Here is a 25547-nt window from a genome sequence, read left to right as displayed (position 1 = left end):
AAACGTAAGTTATTACTTTAAATTTTCCTATTTTGGGAATCAGGCCACCAGATTATTTCTTCTTAGCAGGAGCTGCTTGACCCGGTTTCGGACGTTTTGCGCCGTATTTGGAACGTCTTTGTGTACGACCTGCAACACCTGCAGTATCCAAAGTACCACGTACGATGTGATAACGCACACCCGGAAGGTCTTTTACACGACCACCACGTACCAACACGATAGAGTGTTCCTGCAAGTTGTGGCCTTCTCCCGGAATATAAGAGTTCACCTCTTTACCATTGGTCAAACGTACACGAGCTACTTTACGCATAGCTGAATTCGGCTTCTTCGGAGTGGTTGTATACACTCTCACGCAAACGCCACGTCTTTGAGGACAAGAGTCCAAGGCTGGAGACTTTGATTTCTCCACCAGCACTTCGCGTCCTTTTCTTACTAATTGCTGAATTGTAGGCATTTTAATTGTTTTTAGTTATATATTATTGTTTATATTAATTCAAAACTATACACTTTTGGGCTGCAAAGATACTAATAAGTTTTGAATAATCAATGCACTACAAGTTTTTTTTTGATTTTACGCTTCACCCTTGATGTTGGGAAGAGGCGGAAATGTTTGTTCGTCCGGCATGCGAATCAGTCCGAAAGCGCGTTCATATTTCCCAATATTCTCTTCGAGTGCACGCAGCAAACGCTTGGCATGTTCGGGTGCCAAAACTATGCGCGATTGCACGCCAGCCTTTGGCATTCCAGGCATCACGCGGATAAAGTCGAGAATAAATTCCGAACTGGAATGAGTTATAATAGCCAAATTGGCATATGTACCTTGCGCCACTTCTTCCTTCAATTCTATCTGGAGTTGACCGTTGTTGTTTTCTTGATTTTCCATGTTGCACAATTGTTTTTAAAATGTTCTTAAAAGATAGACCAAAAGTACTCTTTTTTTTCGGATGATATACATTTAAGTTCAAAAAGACACATAATAATCCGTTCTGAAAAAGGAGCAAGCCACTGCAACCGTTTTGCAGTAGCACTGTAACAAACATACAGAAGCATTGCAGTACAGAAGGAAGAGGCAAAGATAAAACAGAGAGGGAATACTCCTTCTTATAGGATATTCCCTCTCTATTTTATAGAATTATATTGACGTTGTAAGGCTATCCCTCTACTTTCTCGTCTACAGCATAATCAAGTACCGTCTTCTTGTTGGCAAGCATACGGTCGTACTCTTCTTTGGAGCCAACGATAATCTTCTCGAACTCGCGTTGTCCGGTACCGGCAGGAATCAGGTGACCGCAAATTACGTTCTCCTTCATACCTTCCAGACGGTCCACCTTTCCGTTGATGGCAGCCTCGTTCAGTACCTTCGTCGTTTCCTGGAAGGAAGCAGCCGACATGAAGCTTGAAGTCTGCAATGCAGCACGGGTGATACCTTGAAGAATCTGAGTAGAAGTCGCAGGTACAGCGTCGCGCACTTCCACGGGTTTCAAGTCGCGGCGTTTCAACATGGAGTTCTCGTCACGCAGCTTGCGGGCCGTCACAATCTGGCCAGCCTGCAGACTCTGGGAATCTCCAGCATCCACTACCACCTTCTTTCCCCAGATACGGTCATTCTCTTCCATGAATTCCATCTTGTCAACAACTTGCTGTTCCAGGAAGCGGGTATCACCTGGCTCGTCGATTTCCACCTTGCGCATCATCTGACGAACGATGATTTCAAAGTGCTTATCATTAATCTTCACACCCTGCAGACGGTAAACGTCCTGAACCTCGTTCACAATATATTCCTGCACGGCCGTAGGACCTTTGATAGCCAGGATGTCCGCAGGTGTGATAGCACCGTCAGACAACGGAGTACCGGCGCGTACATAGTCGTTCTCCTGAACCAGAATCTGCTTGGACAACGGTACGAGGTACTTCTTCACTTCACCGGTCTTGGAAGTAACGATGATTTCGCGATTACCGCGTTTCACCTTACCCATGGTAACCTCACCGTCGATTTCTGAAACCACAGCGGGATTAGACGGGTTACGTGCCTCGAACAACTCAGTGACACGGGGAAGACCACCCGTGATATCACCCGCTTTACCTACGGCACGCGGAATCTTCACGATAACTTCACCGGCCTTTACCTTCTGACCGTCTTCAACCACTACGTGGCCACCTACTGGCAAGTTGTATGTACGGATCAGTTCGCCGTCTTCTGTCATGATGTGTGCGGTAGGCACCTTCGTCTTATCCTTAGACTCAATGATGATGATTTCGCGCAAACCGGTAGATTCATCAGACTCTACCTTATAAGTCACGTTTTCAATAACACCTTCAAATTCAATCTTACCGGTAGCTTCGGTAATGATAACCGCGTTGAACGGGTCCCAACGGGCAATCATCTTGCCTTTCTCTACCATTTCACCATCGGCTGCATAGAGCGTAGAACCGTAGGGTACATTATGAGTGGAAAGCACAATACCCGTGTTGACATCCACGAAACGCACTTCGGCCAAACGGCCTACCACTACCTTTGCCGGTTCGCCTGCTTCGTCGATAACGTCTACCGTACGGAGTTCTTCGAATTCCAGACGGGCAGGATTCTTGGCCACGATGCTTGCGTTGGCAGCAATATTGGCTGCCGTACCACCGGCATGGAATGTACGCAGTGTCAACTGTGTACCCGGCTCACCGATAGACTGTGCAGCGATTACGCCGACTGCCTCGCCCTTCTGAACCATACGGCTGGAAGCCAGGTTACGTCCGTAACACTTGGCACAAACACCTTTCTTGGATTCGCAGGTCAATACAGAACGGATTTCAACGCTCTCGATTGGAGAGTCTTCAATGCGTTGTGCAATGTCCTCGGTAATTTCCTCACCGCCGGCCACAATCAGTTCGCCGGTTGTAGGATGAACAATATCATGTACGGATACACGACCCAGGATACGTTCATACAGAGTGGCAATGGTTTCATCATTGTTCTTCAGTGCCGTACAAACCAATCCGCGGAGCGTGCCGCAGTCTTCTTCATTAATAATCACATCATGCGATACGTCAACCAGACGACGGGTCAGGTATCCGGCATCGGCCGTCTTCAAAGCGGTATCGGCAAGACCCTTACGGGCACCGTGGGTAGAGATAAAGTACTCCAACACGGACAGACCTTCCTTAAAGTTAGAAAGAATCGGGTTTTCGATAATCTGACCGCCTTCGGCACCTGCTTTCTGGGGCTTCGCCATCAAACCACGCATACCGGAGAGCTGACGAATCTGTTCCTTAGAACCACGGGCACCGGAATCCAGCATCATGTATACAGAGTTGAAACCCTGGTCGTCGCTTGAAATGGTTTTCATCAGGATGTTGGACAACTCAGAGTTCACGTGCGTCCAGATATCGATTACCTGGTTGTAACGCTCGTTGTTCGTGATGAAACCCATGTTATAGTTATTGATTACCTGCTCTACTTCATCATAACCTTTCTGTACTAATGCTTCCTTCTCTTCCGGGATAATGATATCGCCCAAGTTGAACGACAAACCACCCTTGAAGGCCATGTAATAACCGAGGTTCTTGATTCCGTCGAGGAAGTCGGCTGCCTTGGCAACACCGCACACCTTGATTACGTGACTGATGATGTCTCGGAGTGACTTCTTGGAGATAATCGTATTGATATATCCTGCTTCTGCCGGAACAATTTCGTTGACAATGACACGGCCCACGGAGGTATCGTGCATCATCTTGTCCACAATGTTACCATTCTCGTCAACGTCTTTCACTATTACGCTTACCGGAGCATGGATGTCGCACTTACCTTCATTGTAGGCAATCAGCGCTTCCTCAGGACCGTAGAATGTCAGGCCTTCACCCTTGGCACCCTTGCGCAGCTTCGTAATATAGTACAGACCAAGTACCATATCCTGAGCAGGCACAGTGATAGGAGCACCGTTGGCAGGGTTCAATATATTGTGTGACTGGAGCATTAGCATCTGTGCTTCCAGAATCGCTTCGTTGCTCAACGGCAAGTGCACGGCCATCTGGTCACCGTCGAAGTCGGCATTGAACGCCGTACATGCCAACGGGTGCAGCTGGATTGCCTTACCTTCAATCATTTTAGGCTGGAATGCCTGGATACCCAGACGGTGAAGTGTCGGGGCACGGTTCAACAGCACCGGATGCCCCTTCATCACGTGTTCCAAAATATCCCAGATAACGGGTTCCTTGCGGTCTACAATCTTCTTGGCGCTCTTTACCGTCTTCACGATACCACGCTCAATGAGCTTACGAATGATGAACGGCTTGTAAAGCTCGGCTGCCATCAGTTTAGGGATACCGCATTCGCCCATCTTCAGCTCCGGACCTACAACTATTACAGAACGTGCGGAATAGTCGACACGCTTACCCAACAAGTTCTGACGGAAACGTCCTTGCTTACCCTTCAAACTGTCGGAAAGTGACTTCAACGGACGGTTAGCGTCGGTCTTCACTGCACTCGATTTACGGGAGTTATCAAACAGAGAGTCGACAGCTTCCTGCAACATACGTTTTTCATTACGCAAAATCACTTCAGGAGCCTTGATTTCAATCAATCTCTTCAGACGGTTGTTACGGATGATGACACGACGGTAAAGGTCATTCAAGTCAGAAGTTGCGAAACGGCCGCCATCCAATGGGACCAACGGACGAAGTTCGGGCGGAATAACCGGTACAATGCGTACAATCATCCACTCGGGCTTGTTGCGTCCGCGTGATGCACGGAACGACTCAACTACCTGAAGACGTTTCAGAGCTTCGGTCTTGCGTTGCTGTGAAGCATCGCTTCCGGCACGGTTACGCAGTTCGTAAGACAAAGAGTCAAGGTCGAGGCGTGACAGCAAATCGTAGATAGCTTCCGCGCCCATCTTGGCAATGAACTTATTGGGATCTGAATCTTCGAGGAACTGGTTGTCTTTCGGCAACTTTTCCAGCAAGTCCAGGTATTCTCCTTCTTCAAGCAAGTCATACTGTGCCACTTCATCGGACAGTACACCCGGCTGAATGACAACATAACGCTCGTAATAGATAATGGCATCCAGCTTCTTGGTGGGCAAGCCCAACAAGTAACCGATTTTGTTGGGAAGTGAACGGAAGTACCAGATGTGAGCCACGGGCACAACGAGCTGGATGTGTCCCATACGCTCACGGCGCACTTTCTTTTCAGTCACTTCCACACCACAACGGTCGCAGACGATGCCTTTGTAACGGATACGCTTGTACTTACCGCAATGGCACTCGTAATCCTTGATAGGACCAAAGATGCGCTCGCAGAACAATCCGTCGCGTTCGGGCTTATACGTACGATAGTTGATGGTTTCAGGCTTTAAAACTTCACCACTCGAATTCTCAAGGATTTCCTCAGGAGAAGCCAAACCGATAGAGATTTTCGAGAAATTACTCTTTATCTTGTTATCTTTTCTAAAAGCCATAAATTTATTTAATTGATAATTGACAATGGAAAATTGAAATTGAAAAACTGAAAACCGATAATTGAGAATGGTAACTTGCATTATCCACTCTCAATTATCAATTATCCATTATTCTAAGTTGATGCTCAAGCCCAAACCTCTCAACTCGTGCAGCAATACGTTCAGTGACTCGGGGATACCCGGAGCAGGCATCGGTTCACCCTTCACGATTGCTTCATAAGCCTTGGAACGTCCTACAACGTCATCAGACTTGATAGTCAGGATTTCCTGCAGAATGTGTGCGGCACCGAACGCTTCGAGTGCCCAAACTTCCATTTCTCCAAAACGCTGACCACCGAACTGTGCCTTACCACCCAACGGCTGTTGCGTAATGAGTGAGTACGGACCGATGGAACGTGCGTGCATCTTGTCTTCAACCATGTGACCGAGCTTCAGCATGTAAGTCACACCTACCGTAGCCTGCTGCTCGAATGCTTCACCGGTACCACCATCATACAGCGTTGTCTTGCCGTAGCGAGGCAAGCCGGCCTTATCGGTCCATTCGTTCAAATCGTCCAAAGATGCACCGTCAAAGATAGGAGTGGCAAACTTCACGCCCAGGTTTTTTCCGGCACGCCCGAGAACGGCCTCGAATATCTGACCGATGTTCATACGTGAAGGCACACCCAACGGATTCAGCACGATGTCTACCGGAGTACCGTCAGCAAGGAACGGCATGTCTTCCTGGCGTACCACACGGGAAACAATACCCTTGTTACCGTGACGACCGGCCATCTTGTCACCGACACCAATCTTACGTTTCTTGGCAATGTATACCTTGGCCATCTGAATGATACCTGCGGGCAACTCGTCACCGATAGTGATGGCGAACTTCTTGCGTTTCAGCTCGGCATCGAGTTCCTTGTACTTCTTGATGAAGTTCATCACCAATGCACGAATCAGTCCGTTGGTATGTTCATCCTTCGTCCAGTTGCTCAACTGAACAGCGGTGAAGTCCAAATCGCTGAAGTCGGAAGCAGAGAATCTGGCGCCTTTGGAAATAATGTCGGCACCCATGTAATCCTTCACACCTTCCGATGTATAATTTTCTGTAAGCTTCAACAGCTTGTTTATCAACACTTTCTTGAGGTCACCAATCTTAGCGTCGAACTCATCGTCAATCTTCGGTAACAGAGCCTTGTCGGCCAGCTTGGAGCTGCGGGTCTTGACAACACGGGAGAACAGACGCTTACCGATAACAACACCCTTCAAAGAAGGAGAGGCTTTCAAAGAAGCATCCTTCACATCACCGGCCTTGTCACCGAAGATGGCACGGAGCAGTTTCTCTTCCGGAGAAGGATCCGATTCACCCTTCGGAGTAATCTTACCGATAAGGATATCACCCGGTTCGATGCGGGCACCCACACGAACAATACCGTTTTCGTCAAGGTCTTTAGTCGCTTCCTCACTTACGTTAGGAATGTCAGAGGTCAACTCTTCCATACCACGCTTCGTTTCGCGAACTTCCAAAGAATATTCTTCTACGTGTACAGAGGTCAAAAGGTCCTCACGAACCACACGTTCATTCAGTACGATAGCATCCTCATAGTTATAGCCCTTCCACGGCATGTAAGCAACCAGCAGGTTCTTACCCAGTGCAAGTTCTCCGTCTTCGGTTGAATAACCTTCCGTCAGGATTTGACCTGCAGTCACGCGCTGACCCTTCTCGCAAATCGGACGGAGGTCAATCGTCATATTCTGGTTGGTACGGCGCCACTTCGGGATATTATATTCTTTCAATGCAGGCTCGAAGCTTACGAACTCTTCCTCCTCCGTACGGTCGTACAGAATACGGATAGTCGTTGCATCCACGAATTCAACCACACCGTCACCCTCGGCAGTAATCTGCGTACGAGAATCGCGTGCCAGCTGGCGTTCGATACCGGTACCTACAATCGGAGCTTCGCTCTTCAATAAAGGAACAGCCTGGCGCATCATGTTTGATCCCATCAATGCACGGTTGGCGTCATCATGCTCCAAGAACGGAATCAAAGAAGCCGCAATAGAAGCAATCTGCTGGGGAGATACGTCCATCAATTCCACCTCGGAAGGAGGAACCACCGGATAGTCGGCATCCTGACGGGATTTTACTTTATCACGTACAAAAGTACCGTCATCGTTCAAAGGAGCATTACCCTGAGCAATAATCTTGGCTTCCTCTTCTTCTGCGGTGAGGTAAACCAAACCTTCGTCAGAAAGATCAACCTTACCCTCTGCCACCTTGCGGTACGGAGTTTCAATGAAGCCAAGCTCGTTGATTTTCGCGAACACACAGAGTGAAGAAATCAAACCGATGTTCGGACCTTCAGGAGTCTCGATAGGACAAAGACGTCCGTAGTGAGTATAGTGTACGTCACGAACCTCGAAGCCTGCACGCTCGCGTGACAGACCGCCGGGACCCAGGGCAGACATACGGCGCTTGTGAGTAATCTCGGCCAGCGGGTTGGTCTGGTCCATGAACTGTGACAAAGCATTCGTTCCAAAGAATGAATTGATAACGGAAGAGATTGTCTTGGCGTTAATCAGGTCAATCGGAGTAAAGACTTCATTGTCACGGACGTTCATACGCTCGCGGATAGTACGCGACATACGTGCCAGACCGATGGCAAACTGATTGGACAACTGTTCGCCCACTGTACGCACACGACGGTTGCTCAAGTGGTCGATATCGTCCACATCCGCTTTCGAGTTAATCAACTCGATGAGATATTTGATAATTTCGATAATATCTTCCTTGGTAAGGACACGCACGTCCATATCGGTCGTCAAGTTCAACTTTCTGTTGATACGATAACGGCCTACATCACCCAGGTCATATCTCTTCTCTGAGAAGAACAGGTTATTGATAACCTCGCGTGCACTGGCATCATCGGCAGGGTCTGCATTACGCAACTGGCGATAGATGTAAAGTACAGCTTCTTTTTCCGAGTTACTCGGGTCCTTCTGCAGCGTATTATATATGATAGAGTAGTCGGACTGGTTCGGTTCTTCCTTGTGTACGAGGATATTCTGAACGCCCGACTCTAATATAATGTCAACATGTTCCGGCTCGATTACGGTTTCACGGTCGATAACGACTTCGTTACGCTCGATGGAAACAACTTCACCGGTATCTTCGTCTACAAAATCCTCAATCCATGTTTTCAACACACGTGCGGCCAACTTACGTCCCACCATCTTCTTGAGGTTCGTCTTGTTCACCTTCACGTCTTCCGCCAAATTAAAAATCTCGAGAATGTCCTTGTCATTCTCAAAGCCAATAGCTCTCAGCAGGGTAGTAACCGGCAATTTCTTCTTACGGTCAATGTACGCATACATGACATTGTTGATGTCGGTGGCAAACTCAATCCACGAGCCCTTGAACGGGATGATACGGGCTGAGTACAACTTGGTACCGTTGGCATGTACGCTCTGTCCGAAGAATACGCCCGGTGAACGGTGAAGCTGGGATACAACCACACGTTCCGCACCGTTGATGACGAATGTTGCCTTATCCGTCATGTAAGGAATGGGACCAAGAAACACGTCCTGGATGACCGTGTCAAAATCTTCGTGGTCGGGGTCGGTACAATATAATTTCAATTTTGCCTTCAAAGGCACGCTATATGTAAGCCCTCGCTCTATACATTCATCAATGGTATAGCGCGGCGGATCAATATAGTAGTCCAAAAACTCAAGAACAAAATTATTTCTTGTATCGGCAATGGGGAAGTTTTCAGCAAATACTTTATACAGTCCCTCGTTCTTACGTTTCTCGGGTGGGGTGTCCAGTTGTAGAAAGTCTTTGAATGACTTCAATTGTACTTCCAGAAAATCCGGATATTCAAGCGGATTCTTAGTCGAAGCAAAATTAACTCTTTGATTTACAGTATTTGAAGACATCTGTTAATGGATTTGTAGAACTTAATTTTAAATATATACACAAAAAGGTTAAGAACCCTTTTCACGAAGGGTTCCTAACCGAATTACCTGATTTACAGGCTAATGTTATTTAAGTTCAACTTCAGCTCCAGCTTCTTCCAATGTTTTCTTCAATGATTCTGCTTCGTCCTTAGCCAAACCTTCTTTTACTACGCTAGGAGCACCGTCTACCATGTCCTTAGCTTCCTTCAAGCCAAGACCGCAAGCTTCCTTAACGGCTTTAACTACCTGAAGTTTAGCTGAGCCAGCGCTCTTCAATACTACGTCGAAAGAAGTCTTTTCTTCTGCGGCAGCAGCACCACCGGCTGCAGGACCAGCAGCAACAGCTACAGCTGCAGCAGCAGGTTCAATACCATATTCTTCTTTCAGGATTGTTGCAAGTTCATTAACTTCTTTTACTGTCAAGTTAACTAATTGTTCTGCAAAAGCTTTCAAATCTGCCATTTTTGTATGATTTTTAATTGTTTAAATACTAAATAAATTGATATAATTCTTTTTCCGAAATTTACGCTTCGGGACGTTCACCAAGAGTCTTGAGAACTCCGTGGAGGGTGTTACCACCTGATTGCAGAGCAGAAATAACATTCTTGGCCGGTGACTGCAGCAATGCAACGATATCGGCAATAACTTCATTCTTACTCTTGATACTTACGAGAGCATCCAACTGGTCAGCACCAACATAGAAGCTTTCTTCTGCATATGCAGCCTTCAGTCCGGGAATACCGTTCTTAGCCTTATCTTTAATCAACTTGGCCGGAGCGTTAGCAACGTTGCTGAACATTACGGCAGTTGTACCTTTCAGAGAACCATAAAGCGGAGAAAAGTCTTCTTCCAGGCTCTCCAATGCCTTGTGAAGCAATGTATTCTTAACTACCATCAATTTGATGTCAGCCTTGAAACATTCTCTTCTCAACATGCTGGTTGTAGCAGCATTCATGGCAGTGGTATCCACCAAATAGAAGTGACCGTATTCCTTCACTGTAGCAGCAATCTGCTCAATAATCGTACTTTTATCTTCCTTTCTCATTATTACTCCGTTTTATTAGATTTCTTCTACTGTTTTCGGGTCAATCTTGATGCCCGCACTCATCGTGCTAGAAAGATAAATACTCTTAATATATGTACCCTTGGCTGCAGTCGGTTTCAATTTATTCAAAGTAGAGATGAATTCTTTCGCATTGTCGCGAATTTGCTCAGCGCTAAATGAAACTTTACCGATAGAAGTATGAACAATACCGCTCTTGTCAACCTTAAAGTCGATTTTGCCTTGTTTTACTTCTCTTACAGCTTTAGCAACATCCATAGTTACAGTGCCACTCTTGGGGTTAGGCATCAATCCACGAGGACCGAGCACACGACCGAGTGCACCAATCTTACCCATGATGGACGGCATAGTGATAATCACATCAATATCAGTCCATCCACCTTTGATCTTTTCAATATATTCGTCAAGACCAACATAGTCAGCTCCGGCTTCTTTTGCAGCAGCTTCAGCATCTGGTGTACAAAGCACCAAAACGCGTACAACCTTACCAGTACCGTGAGGAAGTGATACAACACCTCTCACCATCTGGTTGGCCTTACGCGGGTCAACGCCCAAACGTACGTCGATATCCAGAGAAGCGTCAAACTTGGTATAAGTGATTTCCTTTACCAACTGAGCAGCTTCCTTGAGAGAGTATGCTTTCCCTGCTTCAATTTTTTCTGCAGCCAACTTTTGATTTTTTGTCAGTTTACCCATTCTAATTGAAGTTTATTAATTATTAACCGGGAACTCCCCTTTTACAGCGATACCCATACTTCTAGCTGTACCGGCAACCATTTTCATGGCAGCTTCTACAGTGAAACAGTTCAAGTCAACCATTTTGTCCTGAGCAATCGTACGAACCTGTTCCCAAGTAATCTCGGCAACTTTCTTACGGTTAGGCTCAGCAGAACCACTCTTTTGCTTCGTCACTTCCAACAACTGGATAGCCACGGGAGGAGTCTTGATTACAAAATCGAAAGACTTGTCTGCGTAGTAAGTGATAATCACAGGAAGAATCTTTCCTGCTTTGTCTTGGGTTCTGGCGTTGAATTGCTTGCAAAACTCCATGATATTGATACCCTTGGAACCCAATGCAGGTCCTACTGGGGGTGATGGATTTGCCGCGCCTCCTTTAATCTGTAATTTGATTAGTCCAGCAACTTCTTTAGCCATTTTCTAATTGATTTATATATATAAACATTAATGAAGAATACTACAGCGTAACACCTGCACTATTCTTTTTCAACTTGCATAAAGCCCAATTCGAGCGGAGTCTTCCGTCCGAATATCTTGACCATGACCTTCAGTTTCTTCTTCTCGGTGTTCACTTCTTCAATGATTCCACTGAATCCACTGAACGGACCGTAATTCACCTTTACAGTCTCGCCGACTACATACGGGATACTCAAGTCTTCACCTGATTCCTGCAATTCGTCGACCGTACCAAGTATACGATTCACTTCCGACTGTCTCAGAGGTACGGGTTTTTCCGAACCACCCAAGAACCCTATCACATTAGGAGTATTTCTCAGATGATGAGCAACCTCACCCACCAGAGCAGCCTCCACCAAAACGTAACCAGGGAGATAACTTCTCTCTTTCACAATTTTCTTACCATTGCGAACCTGATATACCTTTTCGGTAGGAATCAATACCTGAGATACGTAATCACCAAGGTCGCTGTTTTTAATATCAGCTTCAAGGTATTCCTTTACCTTAGCTTCTTTTCCGCTAATAGCACGCAAAACGTACCATTTCTTTTCAATCTCAGACATTTCTCCTTACTTTTAATGTGGATAAACAAATTCCATCAGATGCTGGAAACAGAAGTCCATCGCAAATACTACCACTGCAATTAGTAGGGAAGCATATAAAACAACTACTGCACTGTTAGTAAGTTCAGAATACGTAGGCCACGACACTTTATGAACAAGTTCGTCGTAAGTTTCTTTAAAATAAGCTACAATCTTCTTCATTTCAAAAATATTAGCACGGGAGGAGAGGCTCGAACTCCCGACACCCGGTTTTGGAGACCGGTGCTCTACCAACTGAGCTACTCCCGTTTGTACATAATCAGTTCCCGATGTATACCGGGAACTGATTAAGATTATATTGGTTATTAGTCAAGAATTTCAGTAATCTGACCAGAACCTACTGTACGACCACCTTCACGGATAGCGAAACGCAAACCTACGTTCAATGCTACCGGGTAGATCAGTTCTACAGTGATTTCTACGTTATCACCAGGCATTACCATTTCAGTTCCTTCCGGAAGAGTGATTTCACCTGTACAGTCCATAGTACGCAGATAGAACTGAGGACGGTATTTGTTGTGGAACGGAGTGTGACGACCACCTTCTTCTTTCTTCAAAACGTAGATAGAAGCTTTGAACTTAGAGTGAGGTTTAATCTGACCGGGCTTACAAAGAACCATACCACGTTTGATTTCGTTCTTGTCGATACCACGGAGCAACAGACCTACGTTGTCACCAGCTTCACCTTGATCCAGCAACTTGCGGAACATTTCAACACCAGTTACAACAGACTTCTTGTCTTCACCCAAACCGAGGATTTCAACTTCGTCACCTACATGGATAACACCAGCTTCGATACGACCAGTAGCTACAGTACCACGACCAGTGATTGAGAATACGTCTTCAACCGGCATCAAGAACGGTTTGTCAATATCACGCGGAGGCAGAGGAATCCAAGTGTCGCAAGCATCCATCAGCTCCATAACCTTCTCTTCCCACTTTTCAACGCCATTCAACGCACCAAGAGCAGAACCCTGGATGAACGGAGTGTTGTCGCCGTCGAATTCGTAGGCTGAAAGCAGTTCACGCATTTCCATTTCAACGAGTTCCAACATTTCAGCGTCGTCTACCATGTCACACTTGTTCATGAATACAACCAGTCTCGGTACGTTTACCTGACGAGCCAGCAAGATATGCTCACGAGTCTGAGGCATCGGACCATCAGTAGCAGCAACTACGATGATAGCACCGTCCATCTGAGCAGCACCAGTTACCATGTTCTTTACGTAGTCGGCGTGACCCGGGCAGTCTACGTGAGCGTAGTGACGGTTAGCTGTTTCATACTCTACGTGAGAAGTGTTGATAGTGATACCTCTTTCCTTTTCTTCAGGAGCGTTATCGATAGAATCGAAAGAACGCAATTCAGAAAGACCTTTCTTTGCCAACACTGTAGTGATAGCAGCTGTCAACGTGGTTTTACCGTGGTCAACGTGACCAATTGTACCAATGTTTACATGCGGTTTGGTACGTTCGAATTTCTCTTTAGCCATAGCTTTACTTGTTATTTATTTGATTAATAATCAGCTTTTACATCTTTGTGAGCTGTTACCGGGACTTGAACCCGGGACCTCTTCCTTACCAAGGAAGTGCTCTACCGCTGAGCTATAACAGCAAGGAGAATAAGAGTTGTGGGCAAAGATGGATTCGAACCACCGAAGGCGTAAGCCAGCAGATTTACAGTCTGCCCCATTTGGCCACTCTGGTATTTGCCCCTACATTATAAAAAGAACTCTTTTCCTTACTAAATCATCGCAGAGTGAACTTTACCCGGACGATTTCCGTTCTCATATCATCTCCACCTCGTGAAGAAAGACTCATTCCACTCATCCTTGAGCGAGCCTCTTGTCGGATTCGAACCAACGACCCCGAGATTACAAATCACGTGCTCTGGCCAACTGAGCTAAAGAGGCAAGCTAAAAAATGCAACCGTAACGTTCATAGTGTGAGCGAAACGGCTGCAAATTTAGGCATTTATTTTTTACCCGCAAAATTTTAGCGGAAAATTATTTGCTCCGTTGCTTTTCCTTGTACTTAACCAGCTGTTTTTCCAAAGCTTCCAGGCATAAATCCACTGCTTCTTCAAACGTATCACAAACCTTGTTTGCATAAAACTCGCCATTGGGAACCAATACTTTCACTCCGGCTTCTTTATTTTCGGCTGTTTCTGGTTTTACTACCTTTAATGACACCTCTACTTTCTTTATATCGTCGTAAAATTTCTCCAACTTAGCAACTTTCTTTTGAACGAAAGACTGCAATTGCTCTGACGCATCAAAGTGAATCGATTGAATTCTTACTTCCATACTTACCTCCTTTTTACTTTAGGCTCGGGGATGAGCCTGATTATACACTTTTTTAAGCTCTTCAAAAGTAGTATGCGTATAAACTTCCGTTGTCGCCAGACTCTCGTGTCCGAGGAGTTCTTTTATCGAGCCTAAATCAGCACCATTGTTCAGCATAGCCGTTGCAAAGGTGTGCCTCAGCACGTGGGGACTTCTTTTTTTTACAGTCACTACCTTCGAAAGGTTTCGTTTCACAAGGCATGCTACGATACTGCGGTAAAGCCTCTTTCCATTCTTCCGGACAAAAAAAGCATCCGAGCGAACCGGGACAGCTTCATTCCGCACATTGACATATTCTCGCATCGAGCGTCCCAGCTCCTCATCGAAAGGTATAAGACGTTGTTTATTCCGTTTTCCCGTCACTTTAACGAGAGAAGCCGAAAAATCGACATCCTTATCATCCAACCCTATCAATTCTGAAAGTCGCATGCCGGTAGCATAAAACATTTCAATAATCATATGGTCGCGACACCCTTCAAAACCTTCACCAAAGTCCATATCATCCAGTAACCTATTCATCTCACCCTCTCTCAGAAATACCGGAAGCGGCTTTTTCTTCTTGGGCCCCGTCACTTTCCGCAACGGATCTACCGCGACCTCGCCTCTCCTCAAAAGGAATTTATAGTATGTCCGGATAGAACTCAGCTTTCGGTTTATCGTATTAGAAGCAAGTCCTTTGTCCATCAAGGAAGCAATCCATTCACGAACAAGTTCCGCATCTACATCCGATGGAGTCAAGTCTCCCAACATTTCTTCTCCAAACCTCTGCAGTTCAAGAATATCTGCCCGATAATACTCAACCGTACCTTTGGAATAGTTCCGCTCGTGCAGAAGATAGTCAAGAAAAGAATCTGTCAACAACATATCGCTACATATCTAAAATCATGCAACGAATGTATGAAAAAGAATTCAATAATTCAAAGGAATTTACGAATTATTAATCTTCTACTTGCTGAAGTTGTTGAACGTAAACAGCACGTTCTTTCTTAAGTCTTTTAGTCACAGACGGTTTATCAAACTGTTGTCTGCGTCTCAATTCCTTAACTGTGCCAGTTTTTTCAAACTTTCTTTTGAATTTCTTCAGCGCTTTTTCAATGTTTTCGCCTTCTTTTACAGGTACTACAATCATTTTCTTTTAATTAAATGTTAATGGTTTAAAAATCTCACGATTAAATTGAGCGGCAAAATTACACATACTTTCTTTATTCACAAAACTTTCTGCAAAAAAATTACCCATGATTCCTAATTATCAAACGAATGAGCAAAGGGAAAGATGTTTTTATTGAGCCAATCCGCTAAAATCCGTGAAGCATAGCAAATTTTTAAAAGAGAATGTGTAACTTTGAAAGCAGAGAATGAAGAGATTATAAACTCATTTACACGCCTACTTAATTACATTTATAAAAATATGGCTCAGACAATCAATCAACGTATAGATGCTCTACGGGCATTGTTAAAAAGAGAAGGCATAGACGCTTTCATTATCCCCAGTACCGACCCGCACCTAAGCGAGTACGTAGCACCGTACTGGAAATCAAGAGAATGGATATCAGGCTTCACCGGTTCGGCAGGCACGGCGGTGATTACCACCGACAAGGCGGGACTGTGGACAGATTCCCGCTATTTTCTCCAAGCCGAGCAGCAGCTGGAAGGCAGCGGCATCGACTTATACAAGGAAATGCTGCCCGAAACGCCCAGCATCCTCGATTTCCTGCGGGAGAACCTTACAGCGAATTCAGTTGTAGGTATAGACGGAAAGGTATTTTCCACCACACAAGCCATAGCCCTGCAAGAGGATCTGGCAAAAAACGGCATCACCGTAAAGAGCATTGCCGACCCGATGAATGAGATATGGACAGACCGCCCTCCCATGCCCGAAGCACCCGCCTTTATCCACGAGATGAAATACGCCGGGAAAAGCTGTCCGGACAAACTGGCTGCTATCCGCCGGGAGATGAAGAAGAGTGAAGCGGACGTATTATTGGTGTCGGCATTGGACGAGATAGCATGGACACTCAATATACGCGGCAACGATGTGCATTGCAACCCCGTAGTAGTAAGCTACCTGATAATCAACGAACAAGAAACACACTTTTTCATCCAGCCCGAGAAAGTAACGGAAGAGCTTTCAGCCTATCTGGAAGAAGCCGGCGTCACCATCCATGCTTATGGGGACACCGAATCCTTTGTGACAAGAATACCGGACGGCAGCATCATGCTCGACATGGGAAAGACGAATTATGCCGTTTATTCCGCCCTCCCCCCTTCCTGCCGGGTACTTGACGAGCGCTCACCGATAGCCTTGCTGAAAGCGGTCCGCAATGACCGGGAAATAGCCGGCATCCACGCAGCCATGCAACGCGACGGAGTGGCACTGGTGAAGTTCCTGAAATGGCTGGAGGAGGCCGTTCCCGCAGGCAACGAGACAGAAATCAGCGTAGACAAGAAACTGCACGAATTCCGTGCCGCACAGCCACTCTACATGGGAGAAAGCTTCGACACCATTGCCGGGTACAAGGAACATGGAGCCATCGTACACTACGAAGCCACTCCGGCAACGGACGTGCCACTGAAACCCGAGGGATTCCTGCTGCTGGACTCGGGTGCGCAATACTTGGACGGCACTACCGACATCACCCGCACCATCGCACTGGGGAAACTGACCGAAGAAGAAAAGACGGACTACACCCTGATACTGAAAGGACATATCGACCTCGCCATGGCTGTCTTCCCGGAAGGTACGCGAGGAGCGCAACTGGATGTACTGGCCCGCATGCCGATATGGCAACACCACATGAACTTCCTGCATGGTACCGGGCACGGCGTAGGCCATTTCCTCAATGTGCACGAAGGTCCGCAAAGCATCCGCATGAATGAGAATCCGGTAACCCTACGGCCGGGAATGGTCACTTCCAACGAACCGGGCGTTTATAAAGCCGGAAGCCATGGAATACGCACGGAAAACCTGGTGCTGACCGTGAAGGACGGTGAAGGCATGTTCGGAAATTACCTGAAGTTCGAAACCATTACCCTCTGCCCCATCTGCAAGAAAGGTATCATCAAAGAGATGCTGACGGCAGAGGAAACGGCATGGCTGGACAACTATCACCAGCATGTATACGAGACACTTTCGCCAAGCCTGAACGAAGGAGAACGGGAATGGCTGAAGGAAGCATGCAGTAACCTAACCACTAATCACTAAAAAAATGGCATTAATAAAATCAGTAAGAGGATTCACTCCCGAAATCGGGGAGAATTGTTTTTTGGCGGACAATGCGGTTGTCATTGGCGACGTCAAGATGGGACGGGATTGCAGCATCTGGTTCAGCACCGTGCTGCGGGGTGACGTAAACTCAATCCGCATAGGGAACGGAGTAAACATCCAGGATGGAAGCGTGCTCCACACCTTGTACGAGAAATCGACCATAGAGATAGGAGACCACGTATCCGTGGGGCACAACGTGACCATCCACGGAGCCACTATCAAGGACTATGCTTTGGTAGGGATGGGTTCCACCATCCTTGACCACGCAGTAGTGGGCGAAGGGGCTATTGTCGCCGCTGGTTCCCTGGTATTGAGCAATACGGTCATCGAGCCGGGAAGCATCTGGGGAGGAGTCCCCGCCAAGTTCATCAAGAAAGTAGATCCGGAGCAGGCCAAGGAGCTGAACCAGAAGATTGCACACAACTATCTGATGTATTCCGACTGGTACAAATAAAGGGAGACAAGGCGCCCCAAAAAGGCAGGGCGATAAAGGGATGCCATTCCATCACCTTTACCGCCCTATCGCTTTTATCACTCTTTACTTTTCTAAAAGTTTATCATACTCATTATCTTATCCGTTGCACCGGCGTTGCCGGTCACATAATTGCTTGCATTCATGCCTGATTCGCGCAAAAAGACTTCATCTGTCAGCATACGGTCGAGCAAAGTTTTCAGTTCCTCATAATCCTTCACCGAGAAAGCGCCTTTTGCCTCCAGCAACTGGATGGCCTCCTGGAATTTCTGATACTTCGGTCCGAAAATCACCGGAATGCCATAAACTGCAGCCTCAAGGGTATTGTGGATTCCCACCCCGAAACCACCTCCGATATAGGCAATCTCGCCATAGCGGTAGATGGAAGAGAGCAACCCGAAGCAGTCGATAATCAGGCAGTCGGCCTTACGGACATTCTTCTCGTCGGCACGGGTATAGCGCACGTAGGGGCGTTTCAGTTTACGGATAATCTCTACCAGATGGTTCTCGTCGATAACGTGCGGAGCGATAATCAACTTCACCTCCGGATGCTGGTTGAAGTATTCAATAAACAAATCCTCGTCCGGCTGCCAGGAGCTTCCTGCCACGAAAGTCATCGTGTTGTTCTTGAAAAGTTCCACCAAAGGCAGATGTTTGGCCTCCTCACGAATCTGCAGCACACGGTCAAAACGGGTATCCCCCACCACCGTGACACGGCTGATGCCTATCTTCGCCAGATAGCGTTTAGAGCGTTCATTCTGCACAAACAAGTGGTCGAAGTCACGCAGCACATGTCTGTACGTACCGCCATACCACTTGAAGAATACTTGTCCGCGGCGGAAAATGGAGGAAATGCTGTACACCGGAATACGGCGCTTGTGCAGTTCGTCCAGATAGTTCTTCCAGAACTCGTACTTGATAAAGAATGCCATGCAGGGATTCACGATATCCAGGAACTTCTTCACATTGCGGGACTTGTCGAAAGGCAAGTAACAGACAACGTCTGCCCCCCTATAATTCTTGCGGACCTCATAGCCCGACGGCGAGAAGAAAGTCAGCAGAATACCGTAATCCGGATATTTGGCACGAATTTTCTCAATCAACGGCCGTCCCTGCTCGAACTCCCCCAAAGAAGCGGCATGGAACCATATATAGCGCACGTCCTTCTCCAACTGCTGCCGGAGAAGTTCATAGACCACCCAGTGTCCCTTCATCATTTTTCGGGGCTTACGGCTAAATGGAGCAGCCAAATGCACCAGAATATCGTAGATGGCTATTGCCAAGTCATATAGCATACTATATGGATTAAGGATGAAGAAGATTTATTCACTTTAAAGCATCAACAGCACGCTGTATACGGGCCAACGTCTCTTCCTTGCCAATCAGCTCGGTAATGTCGAACATGTGCGGGCCTTTACACTCGCCCACCACTGACAAGCGGAAGGCATTCATCACATTTCCCATGTGATAGCCACGCTCAGTAATCCAACCAATCACAATATCTTCGGAAGGCTTGGAGGAGAAATCCCCGATGCCGCGCAACACATCCATCAATTCGGTCATGATGCGGGGAGTATCTTCCGACCAACGCTTCTTCACATCCTTTGCCGCATATTCCGTGGGGGCTACGAAGAAAAAACGGGTCTGGTCCCACAGTTCCTTTACGAAGTTGACGCGTCCCTTCACCAGTGAAACCACTTTCGTAAGGAACTCGTCGCTATAGTTGGAGGCGTCTATGCCGTTGGACTCCAGCACCGGTCTGAAAAGACAAGCTATCTCCGCATCCGGTTTCATCATGATGTACTCATGGTTGAACCAGATACCTTTCTTATAGTCGAATTTGGCACCCGACTTGCTGCAATGGCTCAAATCAAACAATTTCACCAATTCATCCATAGACATCAGTTCTTGGTCATTGCCCGGATTCCAGCCCAGCAGAGCCAGGAAATTAATGACCGCTTCGGGCAGATAGCCTGATTCGCGGTAGCCTGAAGAGACATCTCCCGACTTGGGGTCATGCCACTCCAACGGGAAAACCGGGAAGCCCAGACGGTCGCCGTCACGCTTACTCAATTTGCCGTTACCCTCGGGCTTCAGCAACAAGGGCAAATGCGCAAAGGCAGGCATGGTATCCTCCCACCCAAAGGCACGGTAGAGCAATACATGCAACGGTGCGGAAGGCAACCATTCCTCACCGCGTATCACATGGGACACTTCCATCAAATGGTCGTCCACAATATTGGCCAGATGGTAAGTAGGAAGTTCATCTGCCGATTTATAAAGAACCTTGTCATCAAGAATGGAAGAGTTTATCACTACTTCCCCACGAATCAGGTCGTTCACATGCACATCTTCGTTCGGCTCTATCTTGAAACGCACCACGTACTGCTTACCGGCAGCAATCAGCGCGTCCACCTCTTCTTTGGGAAGGGTCAGTGAATTGCGCATCTGCATGCGGGTAGAAGCATCGTACTGGAAATTCGCAATCTCCGCACGCTTTGCTTCCAGCTCCTCAGGAGTATCGAAAGCGATGTAGGCTTTTCCGGCCTCCAGCAGAATCTGAACATACTTCTTGTATATTTCCCGGCGTTCCGACTGACGGTACGGTCCATGATTTCCACCGAAACTCACGCCCTCGTCAAACGGAATGCCCAACCACTTGAAAGATTCCAGGATATATTCTTCCGCACCCGGCACAAACCGGTTGGAATCAGTATCTTCAATACGAAATATCAAATCTCCTCCATGCTGACGCGCAAAGAGATAATTGTATAAAGCTGTACGCACACCGCCGATGTGCAACGCCCCCGTAGGACTCGGGGCAAAACGGACTCTGACCTTTCTTTCTGTCATAATCTACCTTACTTATGAATATTTTAGACGGCAAAATTAAACCTTTTTTTCCACACTAATGTTTTTTTTTGTACTTTTCGCAAAAATTTCAGCCGATATGAGTTATTTCAATACCAAAAAAGAGTTCTCGCTCAGAGATTTGCTATACAGAGCACTGATATTCATCGGCACTGTGGGGATTATTGTCTATTTTCTGCCACGTGACGGTAAATTCAACTACCAGTTCGACATTGACAAGCCCTGGAAGTACGGACAGCTCATGGCCACCTTCGACTTCCCCATCTATAAGGCCGATGAAGTGGTGAAACGCGAGCAAGACAGTATCCTCGCCGCCTTCCAGCCGTATTTCCAGCTGGACAAAAGCATTGAGAAAAGTGTGCTCGCCAAGTTGAAGGCAGACTATCAGACCCACCTGCGCGGCCTGCTTCCCTCCACCGACTACGTCCGCTTTCTGGAAAGAAAACTCTCTGAAGTATATCGCGCCGGCATCGTTTCTACCGAAGAGCTGAACCAACTGCATAAGGACAGCACAACCGCCATCATGGTCATTAACGACAAACTGGCCAACCAGCAGGACATCAACAAGGTATATTCGGTGAAGGATGCCTATAACTATATACTCACGGCCGATACCGCCCACTACCGCCCGGACATTCTACGGCAATGCTCGCTGAACGAATATCTGTTCCCTAATCTGACCTATGACGAGCAGCGGACCGAAACCGCTAAGAAGGAGATGCTCGACAACTATTCATGGGCCAACGGCATCGTACTGAGCGGACAGAAAATCATCGACCGCGGCGAGATTGTCAGCCAGGAGACATACAACATCCTTGAGAGTCTACGGAAAGAATCCATCAAACGCAGTGAGTCCATCGGGCAAAAACGGTTGATGCTGGCGGGGCAGGTATTGTTTGTCAGTATCTTCATGCTGTGTTTCATGCTCTACCTCGACTTGTTCCGTAAAGATTACTACAAGCGCAAGGGCAGCCTCTCCCTGCTCTTCGCCCTCATCATGTTCTATTGCGTGGTGACGGCCATCATGGTTGCCAACAACATATTCAATGTCTATATCATCCCGTATGCCATGCTGCCGGTCATCATCCGGGTGTTCCTCGACTCACGCACGGCCTTCATCGCACAAGTCACCACCATACTGATATGCTCCATCTGCCTGCGCTATCCGCATGAATTCATTCTTCTGCAACTCTCGGCGGGGCTGGTTGCCATCTTCAGTCTGAGGGAACTTTCACAACGGTCGCAACTGTTCCGGACAGCCTTCCTCGTCATATTGACCTACGCTGCCGTCTACTTTGCTTTCGAGCTGATTACAGAAAACGACTTGACAAAAATCAACGGAAGCATGTACACCTATTTCGTCATCAACGGAGTGTTGCTGCTGTTCACCTATCCCCTGCTCTTCCTGGTGGAAAAGACGTTTGGCTTTACCTCCAATGTCACCCTGGTCGAATTGTCCAACATCAACAACAGCCTGCTGCGCCGCATGTCCGAGACAGTTCCCGGCACCTTCCAGCATTCCATGCAGGTTGCCAACCTTGCGGCGGAAGCAGCCAACCGTATCGGAGCCAAAAGCCAGCTGGTACGTACCGGAGCACTGTATCATGACATCGGCAAGATGGAGAATCCGGTGTTCTTCACCGAGAACCAGTCGGGTGGAGTCAATCCGCACAAGAATCTGGGCTATGAGCAAAGTGCCCAAGTCGTCATCAGCCATGTGACGGACGGGCTGAAGCTGGCCGAGAAGAACAATCTCCCCAAAGTAATCAAGGATTTCATCACCACTCACCATGGCCGTGGGAAAACGAAGTATTTCTATATCTCCTGGAAAAACGAGCACCCCGGTGAAGACCCTAACGAGGAGGCATTCACCTACCCCGGTCCCAACCCGTTCACCAAAGAGCAGGCTATCCTGATGATGGCCGATTCGGTGGAAGCCGCTTCACGCAGTCTGCCCGAATATACGGAAGAGAGCATCAGCAACCTGGTAGACAAGATTATCGATTCGCAAGTGGCAGAAGGCTATTTCAAGGAATGCCCCATCACCTTCAAGGATATTGCCACCGTGAAGAACGTATTCAAGGAGAAGCTGAAGACTATATACCATACCCGCATCAGTTATCCCGAACTTAAAAAATAAGAACTATGGAAGTGACCAGTAAAGAACAGAAAAGAGCCGAACAACTGCTGCAAAGCCAGCACATCGGACTGCACCAAATCAAGAGTTTCAGTTTCATGAAGCGTTACCACCAGGTTCCCCGCAAAAGCAACTTGGCTGCGAAAGACAAATATGGTCCGGGCATACTGACTTTACATCTAAAGGAAGGGAAAGAAAAAGTAATCTATCTGCCTCCTTTCCGTCACCCTTCCTCGGTCATCCGCTACCTGGTCTCCCAAGAAATCCCCTTCGACAACCACGCACCGAGGGAACGGACAGTCGCAGAGGTTCCCACAGAAACATACCAGCGTCCGTCACTCTATATGTTCTGGTTCTTTGTCTTATTCCTGATATTCCTTATATTGGGATATTATTCCATCAGTGGCAACGTATGGTGGGGCTTCATCCCGGCTATCATTTCGTTTGCATTAAGTCTTTTTTTCATCAGCATGCTGATGACCCGCTTCTGCTACCTGACGTTGGACAATAACGGCCTCATCATACACAGCGTAGGCAGGACTATCCGCTATCCGTACCAGAACCTAAGAAAAGTAAACTTCGACTTTGCCCGCGAACAGAATTTCACGCACGTCATGGAATTGTTGGACAACGATTACCGCTATCGTCTGTTTTATATCGGAAGGGTTTCGAGGAAGAAGCTGAATGAGATTGCCGAACGCCTGCAACAAGCCGGGGTAGACGCCACTTGCAGCCTGAATGATAACAAACGGTTCTTCCAAGATAGGTATATCAGCCACTAAACAGACGTTAGCCAACAAATAAGCTGCCGGATACGGCATTATTCCCATTTCGCAGATTTCAGAATGATGCCTTTGCACTTGCTCTCAATTTATTTATAATTGCAGGATAAACCTTTTTATAAATAATTTGGAAATGAGCAGAAATGAAATTACCTTACAAGAGATGTTCTCCTCAGTCATCGGAGAACTCCGGGAAAGCGGCAGGTGGGGAACGGCACACATCTACCAGTCAGCGGTGAATGTATTCTCGGCATTCACCAAATGGCAACCGATGCCCATGCGCAAGCTGAGCCCGACCGTACTGAAGAGATTCGAAAACTTCCTTAGGCAGAGGAATTGCAGCTGGAACACCGTATCCACCTATGTCAAAGCGATACGTTCGGTTTACAACCGGGCGGTGGACAGAAAGCTGGTGCGATATGTACCCAGGCTGTTTGAGCATGTGTATACCGGCACACGGGCGGATAGGAAAAAGGCGCTCGAAGCTTCCGACATAGGCTGCTTGGTACGGGAGACAGAGATGAGCCTGCAGACCGGTAATTCTCCCAACACCCGACAGAAAACAAGAATTTTCTTTGTATTGATGTTTATGCTAAGAGGGATTCCTTTTGTGGACCTGGCCTATTTGCACAAAAGGGACTTACAAGGAAACACCTTGTCTTATAGGCGCAGGAAGACGGGACGGGCACTGACCGTCTCACTGACGCCGGAGGCTATGCAAATGGTGAGAATGATAGCAAACAAAGACAAGGACTCTCCTTATTTATTCCCCATATTACAAAGTGAGGAAGGCACAGAAGCGGCATACCGAGAATACCAGTCGGCACTCAGGGCATTCAACCAACGTTTGGCAGTACTCAGACAATGCTTAGGAATGCAGTCTGCACTCAGTAGTTATGCGGCACGCCATACTTGGGCGACCATAGCTTACCACTGCGAGATACATCCAGGAATCATATCGGAAGCCATGGGGCACTCTTCCATCACAGTGACAGAAACCTATCTGAAGCCTTTCAGCAACAGAAAGATTGACGAAGCCAATCAAAGGGTAATTTCTTTTGTAAAAAACGAAGGATATCCAGTATAAAAGAGATTACTTCTTTTGAGGAAGTAGAGCAAACTTGTTGTTTCTTTTTTATAGTCTTCAAACAAAGTTTTGAGGAGCGGGTTGATATTAGCTTTACAAAAAGTTTCCCAACGTAAGCAATAAACTGAAAGATAGAATCTTATATTGAAAATTAGAGACTTTTTCACTTCATAATTTCTATTGCAGCTTTTCTATGATGTTGGAGATTAAGACTATATATCATCTTTCCAATATCCCAACGGACTGATTTTTACTATTCCAAACAAAACCGGTCTATTTTCTCCTTATCTCCTGATTATTAACGAAATTAACAAGATTTCATTACCTGCGAAGTAACGGAATA

21 protein-coding genes and 4 tRNA genes are annotated in these 25547 nt (G+C 46.9%); 5 read left to right on the top strand and 20 right to left on the bottom strand.

Annotated elements, in window-relative coordinates:
* Nucleotides 1-52: 52 nt before the first annotated feature.
* The 18 genes from rpsL to rpsU form a co-directional block, all read right to left on the bottom strand.
* On the bottom strand, nucleotides 53-454 hold the full coding sequence (gene rpsL / locus DWZ67_RS18375) for a 30S ribosomal protein S12 (protein ID WP_005825712.1): 402 nt from the start codon (nucleotides 452-454) through the stop codon (nucleotides 53-55).
* Nucleotides 455-571: 117 nt separating this feature from the next.
* A complete protein-coding gene (locus DWZ67_RS18370) occupies nucleotides 572-883 on the bottom strand; it encodes a DUF3467 domain-containing protein (RefSeq protein ID WP_005825714.1) in 312 nt (103 codons plus the stop codon).
* A gap of 268 nt (nucleotides 884-1151) precedes the next feature.
* Entirely contained in the window at nucleotides 1152-5447 is a 4296-nt protein-coding gene (gene rpoC / locus DWZ67_RS18365; RefSeq protein WP_008661873.1) for a DNA-directed RNA polymerase subunit beta', read from the bottom strand.
* Between the two features lie 108 nt (nucleotides 5448-5555).
* Nucleotides 5556-9368: a DNA-directed RNA polymerase subunit beta gene (rpoB, locus tag DWZ67_RS18360; RefSeq protein ID WP_005825717.1), complete on the bottom strand. Its 3813-nt coding sequence runs from the start codon at nucleotides 9366-9368 to the stop codon at nucleotides 5556-5558.
* 105 nt (nucleotides 9369-9473) lie between these two features.
* A complete protein-coding gene (rplL, locus tag DWZ67_RS18355; protein WP_004291279.1) occupies nucleotides 9474-9851 on the bottom strand; it encodes a 50S ribosomal protein L7/L12 in 378 nt (125 codons plus the stop codon).
* A gap of 61 nt (nucleotides 9852-9912) precedes the next feature.
* Entirely contained in the window at nucleotides 9913-10434 is a 522-nt protein-coding gene (gene rplJ / locus DWZ67_RS18350) for a 50S ribosomal protein L10 (protein ID WP_005825719.1), read from the bottom strand.
* A gap of 15 nt (nucleotides 10435-10449) precedes the next feature.
* Nucleotides 10450-11148: a 50S ribosomal protein L1 gene (rplA, locus tag DWZ67_RS18345; RefSeq protein WP_005825721.1), complete on the bottom strand. Its 699-nt coding sequence runs from the start codon at nucleotides 11146-11148 to the stop codon at nucleotides 10450-10452.
* Nucleotides 11149-11163: 15 nt separating this feature from the next.
* A complete protein-coding gene (rplK, locus tag DWZ67_RS18340) occupies nucleotides 11164-11607 on the bottom strand; it encodes a 50S ribosomal protein L11 (protein ID WP_005825722.1) in 444 nt (147 codons plus the stop codon).
* A gap of 59 nt (nucleotides 11608-11666) precedes the next feature.
* Nucleotides 11667-12209 (bottom strand): transcription termination/antitermination protein NusG, encoded by a 543-nt coding sequence (gene nusG / locus DWZ67_RS18335; protein ID WP_005825724.1) that lies wholly within the window; start codon nucleotides 12207-12209, stop codon nucleotides 11667-11669.
* Between the two features lie 12 nt (nucleotides 12210-12221).
* Nucleotides 12222-12410 (bottom strand): preprotein translocase subunit SecE, encoded by a 189-nt coding sequence (gene secE, locus DWZ67_RS20680; RefSeq protein WP_005825726.1) that lies wholly within the window; start codon nucleotides 12408-12410, stop codon nucleotides 12222-12224.
* A gap of 14 nt (nucleotides 12411-12424) precedes the next feature.
* A tRNA-Trp gene (locus DWZ67_RS18325) sits at nucleotides 12425-12497 on the bottom strand.
* Nucleotides 12498-12553: 56 nt separating this feature from the next.
* Nucleotides 12554-13738, bottom strand: coding sequence for an elongation factor Tu (tuf, locus tag DWZ67_RS18320; protein ID WP_005825727.1), 1185 nt, complete (start codon nucleotides 13736-13738; stop codon nucleotides 12554-12556).
* A gap of 50 nt (nucleotides 13739-13788) precedes the next feature.
* Nucleotides 13789-13860, bottom strand: a tRNA-Thr gene (locus tag DWZ67_RS18315).
* A 17-nt stretch (nucleotides 13861-13877) separates the two neighbouring features.
* Nucleotides 13878-13960, bottom strand: a tRNA-Tyr gene (locus DWZ67_RS18310).
* A gap of 124 nt (nucleotides 13961-14084) precedes the next feature.
* A tRNA-Thr gene (locus DWZ67_RS18305) sits at nucleotides 14085-14158 on the bottom strand.
* Nucleotides 14159-14251: 93 nt separating this feature from the next.
* Entirely contained in the window at nucleotides 14252-14551 is a 300-nt protein-coding gene (gene hpf / locus DWZ67_RS18300; RefSeq protein WP_005825731.1) for a ribosome hibernation-promoting factor, HPF/YfiA family, read from the bottom strand.
* 18 nt (nucleotides 14552-14569) lie between these two features.
* Nucleotides 14570-15454 (bottom strand): tyrosine recombinase XerC, encoded by an 885-nt coding sequence (locus DWZ67_RS18295; protein WP_016271996.1) that lies wholly within the window; start codon nucleotides 15452-15454, stop codon nucleotides 14570-14572.
* Between the two features lie 73 nt (nucleotides 15455-15527).
* Nucleotides 15528-15719 carry a 30S ribosomal protein S21 gene (rpsU, locus tag DWZ67_RS18290; RefSeq protein WP_005825735.1) on the bottom strand — a complete coding sequence of 64 codons (192 nt, stop codon included), beginning with the start codon at nucleotides 15717-15719 and terminating at the stop codon, nucleotides 15528-15530.
* Nucleotides 15720-15998: 279 nt separating this feature from the next.
* Between rpsU and DWZ67_RS18285 the strand changes: the two genes are divergently transcribed.
* Nucleotides 15999-17792 (top strand): aminopeptidase P family protein, encoded by a 1794-nt coding sequence (locus tag DWZ67_RS18285; RefSeq protein WP_120139479.1) that lies wholly within the window; start codon nucleotides 15999-16001, stop codon nucleotides 17790-17792.
* A 4-nt stretch (nucleotides 17793-17796) separates the two neighbouring features.
* Nucleotides 17797-18309 carry a gamma carbonic anhydrase family protein gene (locus DWZ67_RS18280; protein WP_009037306.1) on the top strand — a complete coding sequence of 171 codons (513 nt, stop codon included), beginning with the start codon at nucleotides 17797-17799 and terminating at the stop codon, nucleotides 18307-18309.
* Between the two features lie 92 nt (nucleotides 18310-18401).
* Here DWZ67_RS18280 and DWZ67_RS18275 read toward each other — a convergent pair whose 3' ends face one another.
* A complete protein-coding gene (locus DWZ67_RS18275) occupies nucleotides 18402-19622 on the bottom strand; it encodes a 3-deoxy-D-manno-octulosonic acid transferase (RefSeq protein WP_120139478.1) in 1221 nt (406 codons plus the stop codon).
* A gap of 31 nt (nucleotides 19623-19653) precedes the next feature.
* Entirely contained in the window at nucleotides 19654-21180 is a 1527-nt protein-coding gene (gltX, locus tag DWZ67_RS18270) for a glutamate--tRNA ligase (protein ID WP_044468515.1), read from the bottom strand.
* A gap of 97 nt (nucleotides 21181-21277) precedes the next feature.
* Here gltX and DWZ67_RS18265 point away from each other — a divergent pair, with 97 nt between their 5' ends.
* The 3 genes from DWZ67_RS18265 (at nucleotide 21278) to DWZ67_RS18255 (ending at nucleotide 25204) form a co-directional block, all read left to right on the top strand.
* Nucleotides 21278-23338, top strand: a complete 2061-nt coding sequence (locus DWZ67_RS18265; protein ID WP_009037308.1) for an HD family phosphohydrolase — start codon at nucleotides 21278-21280, stop codon at nucleotides 23336-23338.
* Nucleotides 23339-23343: 5 nt separating this feature from the next.
* Complete coding sequence (locus tag DWZ67_RS18260; protein ID WP_057087509.1) at nucleotides 23344-24117, top strand: hypothetical protein; 774 nt, start codon at nucleotides 23344-23346, stop codon at nucleotides 24115-24117.
* Nucleotides 24118-24250: 133 nt separating this feature from the next.
* The gene (locus tag DWZ67_RS18255; protein WP_057087507.1) at nucleotides 24251-25204 is read left to right on the top strand and encodes a tyrosine-type recombinase/integrase; all 954 of its coding nucleotides are present in this window, start codon (nucleotides 24251-24253) and stop codon (nucleotides 25202-25204) included.
* Nucleotides 25205-25547: the final 343 nt, after the last annotated feature.

The sequence above is a fragment of the Bacteroides sp. AF34-31BH genome (assembly GCF_003602795.1).
Classification (GTDB): Bacteria; Bacteroidota; Bacteroidia; order Bacteroidales; family Bacteroidaceae; genus Bacteroides; species Bacteroides uniformis.
Note: the sequence above shows the minus strand (reverse complement) of the source record. Positions and strands in the feature narration are given on the sequence as shown.

Bases quoted from the DNA above. Each gene is read 5' to 3' on its own strand.
- DWZ67_RS18295 (WP_016271996.1), bottom strand. From the start codon at position 15,454: ATGTTGTTGACAGATTCTTTTCTTGACTATCTTCTGCACGAGCGGAAC.
- rplK (WP_005825722.1), bottom strand. From the start codon at position 11,607: ATGGCTAAAGAAGTTGCTGGACTAATCAAATTACAGATTAAAGGAGGC.
- DWZ67_RS18265 (WP_009037308.1), top strand. From the start codon at position 21,278: ATGAGTTATTTCAATACCAAAAAAGAGTTCTCGCTCAGAGATTTGCTA.
- rplA (WP_005825721.1), bottom strand. From the start codon at position 11,148: ATGGGTAAACTGACAAAAAATCAAAAGTTGGCTGCAGAAAAAATTGAA.
- gltX (WP_044468515.1), bottom strand. From the start codon at position 21,180: ATGACAGAAAGAAAGGTCAGAGTCCGTTTTGCCCCGAGTCCTACGGGG.
- rpoB (WP_005825717.1), bottom strand. From the start codon at position 9,368: ATGTCTTCAAATACTGTAAATCAAAGAGTTAATTTTGCTTCGACTAAG.
- DWZ67_RS18260 (WP_057087509.1), top strand. From the start codon at position 23,344: ATGGAAGTGACCAGTAAAGAACAGAAAAGAGCCGAACAACTGCTGCAA.
- DWZ67_RS18275 (WP_120139478.1), bottom strand. From the start codon at position 19,622: ATGCTATATGACTTGGCAATAGCCATCTACGATATTCTGGTGCATTTG.
- nusG (WP_005825724.1), bottom strand. From the start codon at position 12,209: ATGTCTGAGATTGAAAAGAAATGGTACGTTTTGCGTGCTATTAGCGGA.
- secE (WP_005825726.1), bottom strand. From the start codon at position 12,410: ATGAAGAAGATTGTAGCTTATTTTAAAGAAACTTACGACGAACTTGTT.
- DWZ67_RS18370 (WP_005825714.1), bottom strand. From the start codon at position 883: ATGGAAAATCAAGAAAACAACAACGGTCAACTCCAGATAGAATTGAAG.
- DWZ67_RS18285 (WP_120139479.1), top strand. From the start codon at position 15,999: ATGGCTCAGACAATCAATCAACGTATAGATGCTCTACGGGCATTGTTA.
- hpf (WP_005825731.1), bottom strand. From the start codon at position 14,551: ATGGAAGTAAGAATTCAATCGATTCACTTTGATGCGTCAGAGCAATTG.
- rpsU (WP_005825735.1), bottom strand. From the start codon at position 15,719: ATGATTGTAGTACCTGTAAAAGAAGGCGAAAACATTGAAAAAGCGCTG.
- DWZ67_RS18280 (WP_009037306.1), top strand. From the start codon at position 17,797: ATGGCATTAATAAAATCAGTAAGAGGATTCACTCCCGAAATCGGGGAG.
- rpsL (WP_005825712.1), bottom strand. From the start codon at position 454: ATGCCTACAATTCAGCAATTAGTAAGAAAAGGACGCGAAGTGCTGGTG.
- rpoC (WP_008661873.1), bottom strand. From the start codon at position 5,447: ATGGCTTTTAGAAAAGATAACAAGATAAAGAGTAATTTCTCGAAAATC.
- rplJ (WP_005825719.1), bottom strand. From the start codon at position 10,434: ATGAGAAAGGAAGATAAAAGTACGATTATTGAGCAGATTGCTGCTACA.
- DWZ67_RS18255 (WP_057087507.1), top strand. From the start codon at position 24,251: ATGAGCAGAAATGAAATTACCTTACAAGAGATGTTCTCCTCAGTCATC.
- tuf (WP_005825727.1), bottom strand. From the start codon at position 13,738: ATGGCTAAAGAGAAATTCGAACGTACCAAACCGCATGTAAACATTGGT.
- rplL (WP_004291279.1), bottom strand. From the start codon at position 9,851: ATGGCAGATTTGAAAGCTTTTGCAGAACAATTAGTTAACTTGACAGTA.